A 13,213-nucleotide genomic window follows, 5' to 3' on the forward strand; every position below is an offset into this window, starting at 1 on the left:
TCATAAATAAAAATTAAAGGTAGATGTTTAAAGTTTCTAAAAAATCTTCGGAAGTTTCTAACTGTGGCAGATGTTTAGCTCGTTTCAATGTGCAGGTTTCTACTGCAGGATTTAATTCTGTATAGGTATGTGCAATTTCTTCTCCATCGGGTTCTGCTTCTCCTGTGAGAATTACAATGCTTTGGTTAATATTTTTCAAAGCATGGGTAATGCTGTTATTTGTATAGAGCCCACAAATGCTGGAAAGTAAGAATTTGGAGTGACCAAAATCCTTGTGGGCTGCTTCATAGTAGGTATCAATCAGTTCTGGCGTAATATGGAAAGGATTGTACAGGTATTTTTCAGTAAATAAAAGTTGTACGTTGCTTTGACTGCTTTTCATATTGTATATCAGGGTGCCAAATACAGGTATTTCCAATAAAAACTTATAAAGCTTGCTACGTTTGCCAGGGGCTTTATTCAAGCTTGCCGGTGCAGGAGGATTTATCAGAAGTAATTTACCAAACAAATCCGGTTCACTGTGGCAGGCAAGTAGTACAAAGGAAGCTGAGTAACCGCAGACAGCAATATCTGTTTTCTCATGAATTACATTTTTGATAAAATCGCATACAAGCTGAACATATAAATAATTTGTATAAGTAATTTTTGGCTTTTCTGAACGTCCGCATCCAAGTAAATCAACAGCATATACGGTATGCTGTTTTGCCAGTTCATCTATCACCTGATTCCACTCATAAGCAGAACTATAAACCGTTAAATCATGAATTAAAAGGAGTGGAGAACCGCTTCCCTTCTTTTGATAATAAATATTACCGAAACGCCAGTTATAGAAATTTTTCGCAGAAGAATGCAACAGATTTTTAAGTGCTGCTGTAGCGAAAATAATACGATTGATTACATAAATGACGCCTGTTGCTAAGGTGAAAAGAATGCTTATAGTTAGCAACTTATGCTTGTTTTTCCTCATGAAAATGTACACCTCCTAAAAAGAATATATATAAATATTATAAAACATTCAAATAGAATATACAAGAAAAAATGGCACTGTTCAAAAAGTGTTTAAATAGCTTGTGGAAGAAAAAGAATGTTTCACATGAAACATTGTTCTGGCAATCAAATAGGAAAGGTGTTATAATGATTTGTGATATATTACACATAAAGATACTCATCATAATAAGGGGAAATTTAAGTGGGAAGAATTATTGCAATCGCAAATCAAAAAGGTGGCGTAGGAAAATCCACTACAGCCATTAATCTGTCTGCATGTCTTGCGGAAAAAAATCAAAAAGTGCTTTTGATTGACATCGACCCTCAGGGAAATACAACCAGCGGCGTAGGGGTTGATAAAGATAATGCAGAGGCAACGCTTTATGAATTACTGGTAGGAGCTTGTGAGTTAAAGGATTGTATCATTGAAAATGTATATGAAAACTTATCCTTGATTCCTGCAAATGTAAATCTTGCTGGTGCAGAAATAGAATTAGTAGGCGTTGAAGGCAGAGAATATCTGCTAAAAAATCAGATTGACACAATTAAGGATAAGTATGATTTTGTTATTATGGATTGTCCCCCATCGTTAAACATTTTAACAATCAATGCTATGACCACAGCAAACTCCGTGTTAGTTCCAATTCAGTGTGAATATTATGCGCTGGAAGGATTAACTCAGTTGATTCATACCATTGAACTGGTGCAGGAAAGACTAAATTCTGAGCTGGTTATTGAAGGGGTTGTATTCACCATGTATGATGCAAGAACGAATCTCTCTCTTCAGGTTGTGGAAAATGTAAAGAATAATTTAAATCAATCCATTTACAAAACCATTATTCCGAGAAATGTCCGTCTGGCTGAGGCTCCCAGCTATGGTATGCCGATTAATCTGTATGACACAAGGTCTGTGGGTGCAGAAAGCTATCGACTTTTAGCTGAAGAGGTTTTGAATAGGGAGGAAGAGGAATGACGGTAAGAAAGGGAGGATTAGGAAGAGGACTTGACGCAATGATAAGTGAAACTGCTGTCAATCCTAAATCAGCGGCAGCTAAAAAGCCGGCTATTCGTACTGTGAATACAAGTAAAAAAGACACAGAAGAAAAAAAGGAACTGGAAGGTTCGGCGCTGATGGTTAAGATGACACAGATAGAACCCAATCAAAGTCAGCCGAGGAAGCAATTTGATGAAGATGCGCTTCTTGAGTTATCTGAGTCTATTAAACAGTTCGGTGTGCTTCAGCCTCTTTTAGTTCAGAAAAAAGGGGATTATTATGAAATTATTGCAGGGGAAAGAAGATGGAGAGCTTCAAAGCTTGCAGGCGTGAAGGAAGTACCAGTTATTGTCAAGGATTTTACGGAGCAGGAAACTGTGGAGATTTCCCTTATTGAGAACATTCAGCGAGAAAATCTGAATCCCATTGAAGAAGCAGCAGCCTATAAACGTTTGATGGACGAATTTCATCTGAAACAGGACGCTATTGCTGAGAGAGTTTCCAAAAGCAGAACAGCAGTAACAAACTCTATGCGTCTTTTGAAACTGGACGAGAGAGTACAGCAAATGCTGGTAGATGAAATGCTTACAACAGGACATGCCAGAGCTTTACTGCCAATAGAAAATAAGGAAGAGCAGTATGCAGCCGCAGTAAAGGTGTTCGACGAAAAATTAAACGTAAGAGAAACAGAAAAACTGGTTAAGATGCTTTTAAATCCAACAGACCCCAAGCCTGAGAAAGAAAAAAATACAGCGGAAGACCTGGCGTATGAACATTTGGAAGAAAAAATTAAAAGCATTATAGGATCAAAGGTTGCTATACGCAGAAAAAATCACGACAAAGGAAAAATAGAAATCGAATACTATTCCCAGGAAGAACTGGAACGTATTGTGGAACTATTGGAAAGTGTAAAGTAAAAGGAGTGCAACATACACATGAAGAATTTTATTAACAGTCTTCAGTCCTGCTCCGGTATTTTATTACTTATGCTTTTAATAGTTGTGGTAATACTATTAGTATGCGTGTTTAATTTATCATTGGGACTTAACAGACTGAGTAGAAAATACGCTATTTTCATGAAGGGAAAAGATGCACAATCTCTGGAAAAGCTGTTTAAGAGAAAGTTTGATTTGATTGAAAAGCTGGCGGTGAATTCAGAGATAAACTCAGAAAATATTACAAAGCTGGAAAAATTGCAGAATATGATGCTGGATAAATACGGTATCGTAAAATATGATGCATTTGAGGATATGGGTGGTAAGCTGAGTTTTGTGCTGGCAATGCTGGATAATAATAATACAGGCTTTTTGCTGAATGCGATTCACAGTCGTGAAAACTGTTTCCTCTATATTAAGGAAATAGTGAATGGCGAATCTTATGTGGCGCTTAGTGACGAAGAGGTTGAAGCGTTGAGAAAAGCTGTGAATTTTGGTATTGAAGAAAATGAATTTGACATATAATTCATAAGAATTAAGAAGAAAAGGAGATTAAAGATGTTAGATATTAGATTTTTGAGAGAAAATCCAGATGTGGTAAGACAGAATATTAAGAATAAATTCCAGGATAGCAAGCTTCCATTGGTAGACGAAGTTATTGAGCTGGATAAGAGAAATAGAAAAATCAAACAGGAAGTAGAAGCCTTAAGAGCAGACAGAAATAAAATTTCCAAAATGATTGGCGGTTTGATGAAGGAAGGAAAAAGAGAAGAAGCAGAAGAGGCAAAAAAACAGGTTACGGCTAATGCAGAAACCGTAGAAAAACTTTCTGCTGAAGAAAAAGAAGTGGAAGAAAAAATCAAAACCATTATGATGACAATTCCGAACATCATTGACCCGTCTGTTCCTATTGGAAAAGATGACAGTGAAAATGTGGAAGTACAGAAATACGGAGAACCGGTTGTGCCGGATTATGAGATTCCATATCATGCAGATATTATGGAAAGCTTTAATGGTATTGACCTGGACAGCGCAAGAAAAGTAGCCGGAAACGGATTTTATTATCTCATGGGAGATATTGCGAGATTACATTCAGCAGTGATTTCCTATGCAAGAGATTTTATGATTGATCGCGGATTTACCTATTGCATTCCACCTTATATGATTCGTAGCGATGTGGTGACAGGCGTTATGAGTTTTGCGGAAATGGACGCCATGATGTATAAGATTGAAGGAGAAGACCTGTATCTTATCGGAACCAGCGAACATTCCATGATTGGTAAATTTATTGATACCATTATTCCGGAGGAAGAATTGCCAAAAACTCTGACAAGCTATTCTCCATGTTTCCGTAAAGAAAAAGGCGCACATGGACTGGAGGAAAGAGGCGTATACAGAATTCATCAGTTTGAGAAACAGGAGATGATTGTGGTTTGTAAGCCGGAAGAAAGTCCTATGTGGTTTGATAAATTGTGGCAGAACACCGTAGATTTATTCCGTTCTCTGGATATTCCGGTAAGAACACTGGAATGCTGCTCCGGAGATTTGGCTGATTTGAAGGTGAAATCTGTAGACGTGGAAGCATGGTCACCAAGACAGAAGAAATATTTTGAAGTAGGAAGCTGCTCTAATCTGGGTGATGCACAGGCAAGAAGACTGAAAATCCGTGTGAACGGTAAGGGTGAAAAATATCTTGCACACACACTGAATAATACTGTTGTTGCACCGCCGAGAATGTTAATTGCATTCCTGGAAAACAATCTGCAGGCAGATGGTTCTGTGAAAATTCCGGAAGCATTAAGACCATACATGGGCGGCAAGGAAGCGATTATTCCGAACAAATAAATGGAGGTTGCGTATTGCACAGTTATTTAAAAGCAATCGGTTTTTCTGATATTACAGATAAAAAGGAGCTGGACGCAATCCTGAAAGAAGTTATCCAAATGTATGATGAAAAAATTGTGATTGAAGACAGCAGACACCGTTTGTTTGCAGAATTGTCAAAGATGTTTGGGTGTGATTTCGGGATTACTGTGTGCGGAGAATACGATGAAAATAATGAGTTCCAGATGGAATATTATTTTCCGTATTTCCGCGGCACAGGCGTTACCCTGAGGGAGCAGGTCAGTATTGAAAAGCATGCAGGAAAGGAATCCTTTGCCGGAGCATGTGATGACATGCGGATAGGAGTCACGATTATTTTCTATCTGCAGAATGCAGGGGAATATCTGACCCAGAGAGGAAGAGGAAACTTTTCCGGTGGGGCATACAGTGTGACTTTATCCGGATTGGCAAGGACAGGAACAATTCTTCTTCCTGTTTGGAAATCAGAAGGGCAGGAAATTCAGAACCGCATGGACGCGGCAAATCGCGGCAGGCTTATAGCAGCAGCGAAAAACGGGGACGAAGAGGCAATGGAGAGCCTTACCATTGAGGATATGGATACTTATGCTATGATTTCCAAAAGAATTGAAAACGAGGACATTTACAGTATTGTAGATACATATTTTATGCCGTATGGAATGGAATGTGATTTATACAGCATTATGGGTGAAATTCTGGAATGTTCAAAAATGCATAATGTCAGAACTGAAGAAGCTGTTTACGAAATGCGGATAGCATGCAATGATATAGAACTGGACGTCTGCATCAATGAAAAAGATTTGATGGGGATTCCTGAAGTGGGAAGACGGTTTAAGGGAGTTGTGTGGCTGCAGGGCTATGTAGAATTTGGTATGATGTAAAGAAAGAGCTGTCACTTGAAAACACAGTGGGAACAGGATATGATTCCGGGTAAGTGTTTGGGGTGGCAGCCTTTTTTAGAAATAAACCGCTTGAAATACGGGAGGACAGTATGAAAAACATAACGGCAAAATTACAAAAATGGATAAACCGCTCATTCAGACGGCGAATCTCGGTGTTTTTGATACCAATGATTTTGACATTCATACTCGTTGTGAGTGCTGTTAGTTATTATGTTTACGATTCATCGATACTCAGAGAAATGAAAAAAAATATTACAGGAACTGTAGAACAGGGGAATTATACGGTTGATTTGTATTTTCAAGATGTGAAGACAACAATTGTTCAGCTTACGGATAATGACAGTCTTCTCTATATGTTGCAAAATTACGATAAAATGTCTCCCACTGAAAAATATTATAAACAGATGGAAATAGATGAAGCACTTATGAATACCAGTTTGATAAGAGATCATATTTCTGACTGCATCATTGTAGGGTTAAACGGTTATCAGACCAATATGCCGGACCGGCAAAAACTCAAGTATAACAAAAAAATTTTAGAAGAAGAGTGGCTGCAGACTTATTTAAAAAAAGATAAAAAGTTTTTCTTTACACCCTCTCATCTGGCAGATTATTATCCTGATAATACAGAAAAAAAGCAGGTGAATTCAGTTGTTCTTCCTGTTGAGCCTTATGGAGAGAGGCTGGGATATATCATTGTAGATATGGATTTTGGGCGTATGAATGAAATCATAAGCGCACGAAGTGATATGGGAGAACTCCGCTATCTGATAATAGATGAAAAGGGGCAAATTATTTTTTCTGATGATTGTGAAAAAATCAATAAAAATCTACCTGCTCATGCACTGAAAAATATGAAAAAAAGCAATAATTTTTATTTCAAAGATGGAAATAAAAATTATTTTTGCGTACATGAGAAGAGTATTACAACAGGCTGGGAATTATTAGGACTGATTCCGGAAGATAATATAAAAAAGCCTGCTATCCAGCTTTTAAAGCTTCTCTGTTTCAGTATATTGCCCTGTTTTATGTTGATTGCTATTTTTGCAGCAACGGCAATTTCCGGAAGAATAAGAAAACCATTAGATGAACTTGTAGAGCAGATGAAAAAAGTGGATATTGAAGAACCGAAAAACTTTCATGTGGAAAATAGTGTTGGCGAAATTGAAAATCTGGCACAAAAGATAACGGAGATGATTGAAAGAATCAATAATTTAGTGGAACAGGTATATGTGGCGGAAATGCGGAGTAAAGATGCGCAGATAGAAGCATTAATCAGTCAGATTCAACCGCATTTTTTATATAATACGTTGCAGCTTATAAAGACAGAAGCCGCACTTGGAGAATCCCGAAATGCAGCAGAAACTGTAAATTATTTAAGCCGTTTCCTACGTTATACAGTAAATAACCAGGAATTTTATGTAAGTCTTGAACAGGAACTGGAGTATGTCCGTTGTTACATGGAAATCTGTAAAAAGCGTTTCCCAGGTAAAATGAATATGGAATTTACTATTGGAGAAGAAGAAATGAACTATCAAATTCCAAAGCTTATTTTACAACCACTGATTGAAAATTCTGTTAAGTATGGGCTGCGTCCAAAGGGAGAAAAAGGAATTATCCGTATATTAGCTGATGTGGAAGAAGATGAAAGTCTGCTGCTCTGTGTGGAAGATAATGGAGTGGGAATGGAACAGGAGAAAATAGAAGAATTGTTGGAAAATGTCAGAAATAATAAAGGCAAGGAACATGTGGGGTTGAGAAATGTACATGAACGCTGTGTACTTTATGGAGATGAAAGTTGCGGAATTCAGAAAATAGAGAGTAAATACCTTCAATATTTCAGAATATATATCAGGGTAAAGAAAGGAGGAGAAATCCATGTATAAAATACTGTTTGCAGATGATGAGGAGAATGTGCTCCGTTATCTTCCGATAGCAATAGACTGGGAAACGCTGGGAATTGGAGAAATGCGGACTGCATCTGACGGAAAAGATGCACTGACACAGGCAAAAGAGTTTCAACCAGATATAGCGCTGGTAGATGTGGAAATGCCGGGAATGGATGGATTGGAGTTTTGCCGCAGAGTGTTGAAAATTCTTCCGAAATTGAAACTGGTAATAGTGTCTGCTTTTGACAGATTCGATTACGCAAAACGCGCAATAGAAATTGGTGTCGTAGATTATATTCTGAAGCCCGTAGATGAAGAAGAATTAGAAAAGTTAATATCCAAAATTGTAAATAATCTGAATAAATCTAAAAAAGAAAGCCGAAGCATAGAAGAAATAAAGCAGAAGGCTTTGGAAAAGGAAATCCATGAATTTGCAGAGCAGATTATAAAGAACGATGTGGGAGAGTTGGAGCTGGAGAAGGAATTTCCGTTTCTGGAGCTGTATGAAAATGTGAGTCTGGTTCTATGGGATAATGATAATATTTCAAACAGAAAACTCCCATTTGAGGAGGAAGAGAGCGGATTTTTCAATTCGCTTTGCAGGCAATCTATGGTGCTTTTTCTGGAAAAGAAATGATAATATTTCTATGTGGGAGCAGATAGAAGAGATTACTGCAGAAGGAAAAAGAAAAAAGGAGAAATTTCGCTTTTTTTATACTCGGAAAAAAGAGAATGAAACACTTGCTATATGTCTGTATCGGTGTTTTAAAGCTTATGAAACAGCTTTTTATACTGGTGAAATTCATAAAGAGGCAAGAAATCAATCTTATAATTATGAAAAAGGAGAACTCCCAATTCCTGATCTGCACGAAGCCATTGATTATCTGGCACAGGAAGGAGATGTCAGCAGGATTGAATTGCTCATGAGAAAAGCATTAGACCGGGCTTTTGAGGAAAAAAAGACGGTTATAGATATCTGCAGCATGATATTTGATATTTTTATTTCTTTAAAAATATATCTGACAAAAAGCTGTCAGGAAGAAGCGTTGAAAATATTTCGTAGAATGAGTATATGGACCTTTTTGTGCTGTGGGACAAGAGAAGAACTATATGATTTTGTATATAAAGAATTAAAAGAATTGCAAGATTTTCTGGAAACCAGAAAGGAGGGACACGAAAACTATTATATTGTAAAAGTTGCAAAAACATATACAAAAGAGAATTATAAGAATCCGAATCTTTCGCTGCAGGAAGTTGCAGATGCTGTTGGAATCAGCAGGACATATTTTTCAACGGTTTTTCGGGATCTGACAGGAGAAAAATACTGGGACTATCTTTACGGGCTGCCGTATTGAGCAGGCGAAAAAGCTTCTGCGTGAAACAAATTTATCTCAGGGGGAAATCAGTATTATGGTGGGATATACCAGTGAATTTCACTTCAGCCGTAAATTCAAGGAAACCGTAGGACTTTCTCCAAACAAATTTCGGAAGGGAATGTAAAAAGCAAAAGCTTAATATCTGACAAAAAACAGAAATTTTTTGCATACCTTTGTATCTCTGGAAATGGTATCTTATAACTAACGAAAGAACACAAAGGAGTGGAAATCAAATGAAAAAGATGAACTGGAAAAAATGGGTTTCAATTTTAGGAACAGTGGTTCTGGGAACAGGCGCTTTGGCTGGTTGCGGAGCAGAAGAGGAAAAAGTGTCCAATGAACCGGGAAAAGGAAAACTTACAATTATGTCCTGGTACTCACCAAAGGATTTTGCGCCGGTACTGGACGGCTTTAAAGAGAAGTATCCGGATTTGGAAATTGATTTTCAAAATGTTCCGAATGAGGGAAATCAGTACCAGCAGAAACTGAATCTTCTGGCAAATTCTGAAGAACTTCCGGATGTATTTTGGATTCGCGGACCAATTACAAATTTTGCAAAAAACGGATATATGAAAGATATTTCTGAAATGGAGTCAGTACAGAAGCTTGCAGACACTTATAAAGAGGACTATTCCTATGATGGTAAGGTATACGCATACGCACCTGACTCATGGGTGGGTGGAATGTTTTATAATAAAGATCTCTATGAAGAATATGGATTCCAACCGCCAAAAGATTGGGCAGAATTTATAGAACAGTCTAAAGTGTTTCTGGAAAATGGAATCAAGCCATTAGGTATGTTTGGCGCAGCGCTTCCTGATCTTATTTATTGGCTTCATGACACGGAAGGAATAGCAAAAGATCCGGAGTTAGATGACAAGATTAACAGTGGTGAGATGAAATTCAGCGAAGTATATAGCGATGTAATGGAATTGTGGTATAAAGATTGTGTAGAAACAGGAATTGTTTCTCAGGATATGGTCAGCATTACAGATGAACAGAGATTAGATGAGTTTGCAACAGGTAAAGCAGCAGCGACTCTGACAGGTCCATGGGCAATCAAAGGTCTTAAGGAAAAGAATCCGGAGTTGAATATAGGGGTTGTGCCGTTTGTGGGAACGGAAGGAAATACATATGCAATGGGTGCAACAAATATTGGTATTGCAATCAATGCAAAGGCTAAAAATCCTGAAAATGCCGAACTTTTCCTGGAATATATGGGAACAGGTGAAACTTTACAGAAATATCAGGGCGTAACAGGGAACTTCCTTGGTGTAGAAGGAGTGGAATATGAGGTGGATCCGGCTATGGAACCTATGAAGGAATATGCAGAAAGCGGTAAATTCCTGATTCCTACATCAAAATGGACTTATACAGATACCATTGACGCTATGATGCAAAGAGGTACACAGGAAATCGTAATGGGAACAAAGACCGTGGAGGACGTACTGAAGGAAGTGGACGATAAGATGGCTGAATTGCTTGCAAGCGAGCAGTAAGAAAGCATCCGGTTTACAATACAGTAATGAAAAAAACAGGGTGAATGACAGAAAGTGGCTGCTGGATCATTCAGCAGCCACTTTTGCACCCAAAATAGGAAAAACAGGAGGTATAAACAAATGAATAAAAGATTTCAGTTAAAACGGGAACTGCCCTGGGTCTTGTTCGTTCTTCCCGCTCTTGTGATTTATTGTACAGTTACAGTAATACCTACGCTACAGACTATGGGATATTCTCTCACAAATTTTAACGGACTTTCCACAAATTTTAAATTTGTAGGATTGGAAAACTATGTTCGTATTTTTCATAATAAAGATGCAGTAACAGCGATTACGAATAGTTTGCTGTATGGATTTTGTGTACCGGCACTGGTAACTTGTCTGGCAATTCCTCTGGCATTGATATTGAACAGTAAGATAAAATCCAAAAATATTCTTCGTGCAGTGTTCTTCTTTCCATCGGTAATCAGCACATTGTTTATTGGATTTATCTGGAAATTTATCTTATCCCCGTCAACAATGGGATTGATTAATGGTATGCGTGCAGCAGATGGAAAAGAACCGTTACTTCTGCTGGCTGACCCGAAAATGGCTATGGTTCTTTTGATTTTCGTAACAGTATGGGCTTCCACAGGTTGGCATGCATGTATTTATATTGCAAATTTACAGACGATTTCCAGTGACTATTATGAGGCTGCAACTATTGACGGAGCAACATCATGGCAGAAATTCCGTAATATTACATTTCCTATGCTGGCGCCTGCAATGACATCTTCCCTGCTGCTTTTGCTTACAAGCAGCCTGAAGGCTTTTGATATGCCTTTTGCACTGACAAATGGCGGCCCGGGAAGGGCGACTACGATGATTACACAGATGATTATTGACGAAGGAGTTACTGCAAATCAGGTTGGTTATGCATCAGCGATGTCCTTTTTATTCCTGGTAATTATCTCAATTGTAAGCATGCTTCAGACAGCATATTTAAACAAACGAGAACGGCAATTATACGAATAGGAGGCAAAAAACATGGGAAAAAAATATACAAAGAAAACATTTGCTGCAGAAATTTTGATGGTTGCCCTGGCGCTTGTTTTTGTGATACCGGTTTATTATCTGGTAGTGTCTACGTTTAAAGGACAGCAGGAAATCATGGAACATCCGCTTGCGCTTCCGGCGGCGTTTACTCTTGAGAATTATGGCCGTGCGCTGGAAAGTATGGATTTTTGGCGCAATTTCGGAAATTCTCTACTTATAACTCTGGTATCCGTAGTTCTCATTGTAATATTTGGAGCAATGGCAGCATTTTCTATCTGCAGACACCATACAAAATTTTCAAAATTCCTCAGTGTATTTTTTCTACTGGGATTTATGGTGCCAACGCAGGCAACGATGCTTCCTCTTTTTACAGTAATGAAAAATCTGCATTTGATTAACACATACCAGGGAATGATTCTTTTACACAGCAATCAGTGTATATTTGCCTTTTTAATGTATAGGGGATTTATTCAGACAGTACCCAGAGAACTTGAGGAAGCGGCGCAGATTGACGGATGTAATATCTGGCGTGTGTTCTGGAATATTTCCTTTCCGCTTTTGAAACCCATTACCACTACAATTGTGATTTTTAATGTCATGTGGATTTGGAATGATTTTATGCTGACGTATCTCTTCCTGAATTCATCAGATAAGGCCACTCTTGTTATGCAGGTTTATAATGGAATCGGAATGTTCTCAAACGATTGGTCACTGATGATGCCGGCTCTTGTGATTGCACTGTTTCCTATGGTTGTTTTCTATCTGGTTATGCAGAAAAGAATTGTGGAGGGCGTGGCAGCAGGTTCTGTGAAAGGATGATATGGATATGAAAAATGCCGGCTATTTGTTTTGCTTTTTTACCGGAAAGGAAAAAAATGAAAAAGATGAGCAAGTTTACTTTGCTTTGAGCAGAGATGGATTACATTGGGAGGATTTGAATGGACAAAAGCCCCTGCTTTGTTCTGAAATTGGAACAAAAGGGGTAAGAGATCCGTTTCTTATCCGGCTTGAGGATAAGAAGAAATACATTATTATAGCAACAGACCTTCATATTGCATCTGGAACCAGTTGGGAGGAAGCAGTACACAATGGCAGTACAAAGCTGGTATGCTGGGAATCTTCAGATTTGCTGCACTGGTCAGAGCCATATTTTTTTGATACGGAAATGGCAGATGCCGGCTGTGTATGGGCGCCGGAGGCCGTGTATGACAGGGAAAACGGCTGTTATATGGTTTTTTGGTCGGCAATGACAGAGAGAAACGGAGAGAAAAGGCATAGAGTTTATGCCAGCCGGACAAAGGATTTTCACAATTTTTCGAAAGCGTTTCTTTATCTGGAAAAAGATACGGACATTATTGATATGACGATTGTCTATGAGGACGGGGAGTATTATCGTTTCTATAAGGATGAAGAGAATGCAGAGATACATATGGATCATGCAAAAAGGCTTATGGACAAATTTATTCCTGTGGAGAAGCCTTTTTCAGAGAAGCCGGAAGGAGTGGAAGGACCGGCAGTTTTTCCTCTGGGAAACAAAAAGGGCTGGTGTCTGCTTTTGGATTATTTCAGAGAGCAGAAAGGCTATGTCCCTTTTGTGACAGAGAAACTTTCAGGGGCAAAATTCAAAGAACTTCCGGAAGAATGTTATAATTTCGGCAGATTGAAAAAAAGGCATGGTTCTATATTAAATCTGACGCAGGAAGAATGGAGCCGTTTTGAAAAACTGAGGTAAA

At 38.3% G+C, this 13,213-nt stretch carries 14 protein-coding genes; 13 read left to right on the plus strand and 1 reads right to left on the minus strand.

Annotation, left to right across the window (positions count from 1 at the left end; translation table 11 throughout):
- Positions 1–13: 13 nt before the first annotated feature.
- A complete protein-coding gene (locus DQQ01_RS00325) occupies positions 14–967 on the minus strand; it encodes an alpha/beta fold hydrolase (protein ID WP_111917739.1) in 954 nt (317 codons plus the stop codon).
- 222 nt (positions 968–1,189) lie between these two features.
- On the opposite strand from DQQ01_RS00325, the gene DQQ01_RS00330 reads away from it, so the two are divergent.
- From DQQ01_RS00330 to DQQ01_RS00390, 13 genes are all read left to right on the plus strand, one after another.
- Positions 1,190–1,960 (plus strand): ParA family protein, encoded by a 771-nt coding sequence (locus tag DQQ01_RS00330; protein WP_111917740.1) that lies wholly within the window; start codon positions 1,190–1,192, stop codon positions 1,958–1,960.
- Positions 1,957–2,898, plus strand: coding sequence for a ParB/RepB/Spo0J family partition protein (locus tag DQQ01_RS00335; protein ID WP_111917741.1), 942 nt, complete (start codon positions 1,957–1,959; stop codon positions 2,896–2,898). Before DQQ01_RS00330 ends, DQQ01_RS00335 begins: the two co-directional genes overlap by 4 nt.
- An 18-nt stretch (positions 2,899–2,916) precedes the next feature.
- Positions 2,917–3,441, plus strand: a complete 525-nt coding sequence (locus DQQ01_RS00340; RefSeq protein WP_111917742.1) for a DUF4446 family protein — start codon at positions 2,917–2,919, stop codon at positions 3,439–3,441.
- 33 nt (positions 3,442–3,474) lie between these two features.
- Entirely contained in the window at positions 3,475–4,761 is a 1,287-nt protein-coding gene (gene serS, locus DQQ01_RS00345; RefSeq protein ID WP_111917743.1) for a serine--tRNA ligase, read from the plus strand.
- Positions 4,762–4,775: 14 nt separating this feature from the next.
- On the plus strand, positions 4,776–5,660 hold the full coding sequence (locus DQQ01_RS00350; protein WP_111917744.1) for a DUF3881 family protein: 885 nt from the start codon (positions 4,776–4,778) through the stop codon (positions 5,658–5,660).
- Positions 5,661–5,770: 110 nt separating this feature from the next.
- Entirely contained in the window at positions 5,771–7,567 is a 1,797-nt protein-coding gene (locus tag DQQ01_RS00355) for a cache domain-containing sensor histidine kinase (protein WP_111917745.1), read from the plus strand.
- Complete coding sequence (locus DQQ01_RS00360) at positions 7,560–8,207, plus strand: response regulator (protein WP_111917746.1); 648 nt, start codon at positions 7,560–7,562, stop codon at positions 8,205–8,207. Before DQQ01_RS00355 ends, DQQ01_RS00360 begins: the two co-directional genes overlap by 8 nt.
- Positions 8,208–8,217: 10 nt before the next feature.
- On the plus strand, positions 8,218–8,925 hold the full coding sequence (locus tag DQQ01_RS00365; RefSeq protein WP_162624206.1) for a helix-turn-helix transcriptional regulator: 708 nt from the start codon (positions 8,218–8,220) through the stop codon (positions 8,923–8,925).
- A 16-nt stretch (positions 8,926–8,941) separates the two neighbouring features.
- Positions 8,942–9,070 (plus strand): AraC family transcriptional regulator, encoded by a 129-nt coding sequence (locus DQQ01_RS18315; protein ID WP_408607852.1) that lies wholly within the window; start codon positions 8,942–8,944, stop codon positions 9,068–9,070.
- 109 nt (positions 9,071–9,179) lie between these two features.
- Positions 9,180–10,445, plus strand: coding sequence for an ABC transporter substrate-binding protein (locus DQQ01_RS00375; protein ID WP_111917749.1), 1,266 nt, complete (start codon positions 9,180–9,182; stop codon positions 10,443–10,445).
- A gap of 120 nt (positions 10,446–10,565) precedes the next feature.
- Positions 10,566–11,459, plus strand: coding sequence for a carbohydrate ABC transporter permease (locus DQQ01_RS00380; RefSeq protein ID WP_111917750.1), 894 nt, complete (start codon positions 10,566–10,568; stop codon positions 11,457–11,459).
- A 12-nt stretch (positions 11,460–11,471) separates the two neighbouring features.
- Entirely contained in the window at positions 11,472–12,299 is an 828-nt protein-coding gene (locus DQQ01_RS00385) for a carbohydrate ABC transporter permease (protein ID WP_111917751.1), read from the plus strand.
- A 7-nt stretch (positions 12,300–12,306) separates the two neighbouring features.
- A complete protein-coding gene (locus DQQ01_RS00390; RefSeq protein ID WP_162624207.1) occupies positions 12,307–13,212 on the plus strand; it encodes a glycoside hydrolase family 43 protein in 906 nt (301 codons plus the stop codon).
- Position 13,213 lies beyond the last annotated feature (1 nt).

It is taken from the genome of Blautia argi (genome assembly GCF_003287895.1).
Classification (GTDB): domain Bacteria; phylum Bacillota; class Clostridia; order Lachnospirales; family Lachnospiraceae; genus Blautia; species Blautia argi.

What these genes read in the sequence shown, in the direction of transcription:
- DQQ01_RS00325 (WP_111917739.1), bottom strand. Translation starts at nt 967, where the DNA reads ATGAGGAAAAACAAGCATAAGTTGCTAACTATAAGCATTCTTTTCACC.
- DQQ01_RS00335 (WP_111917741.1), top strand. Translation starts at nt 1,957, where the DNA reads ATGACGGTAAGAAAGGGAGGATTAGGAAGAGGACTTGACGCAATGATA.
- DQQ01_RS00340 (WP_111917742.1), top strand. Translation starts at nt 2,917, where the DNA reads ATGAAGAATTTTATTAACAGTCTTCAGTCCTGCTCCGGTATTTTATTA.
- serS (WP_111917743.1), top strand. Translation starts at nt 3,475, where the DNA reads ATGTTAGATATTAGATTTTTGAGAGAAAATCCAGATGTGGTAAGACAG.
- DQQ01_RS00355 (WP_111917745.1), top strand. Translation starts at nt 5,771, where the DNA reads ATGAAAAACATAACGGCAAAATTACAAAAATGGATAAACCGCTCATTC.
- DQQ01_RS00360 (WP_111917746.1), top strand. Translation starts at nt 7,560, where the DNA reads ATGTATAAAATACTGTTTGCAGATGATGAGGAGAATGTGCTCCGTTAT.
- DQQ01_RS00365 (WP_162624206.1), top strand. Translation starts at nt 8,218, where the DNA reads ATGTGGGAGCAGATAGAAGAGATTACTGCAGAAGGAAAAAGAAAAAAG.
- DQQ01_RS00375 (WP_111917749.1), top strand. Translation starts at nt 9,180, where the DNA reads ATGAAAAAGATGAACTGGAAAAAATGGGTTTCAATTTTAGGAACAGTG.
- DQQ01_RS00380 (WP_111917750.1), top strand. Translation starts at nt 10,566, where the DNA reads ATGAATAAAAGATTTCAGTTAAAACGGGAACTGCCCTGGGTCTTGTTC.
- DQQ01_RS00385 (WP_111917751.1), top strand. Translation starts at nt 11,472, where the DNA reads ATGGGAAAAAAATATACAAAGAAAACATTTGCTGCAGAAATTTTGATG.
- DQQ01_RS00390 (WP_162624207.1), top strand. Translation starts at nt 12,307, where the DNA reads ATGAAAAATGCCGGCTATTTGTTTTGCTTTTTTACCGGAAAGGAAAAA.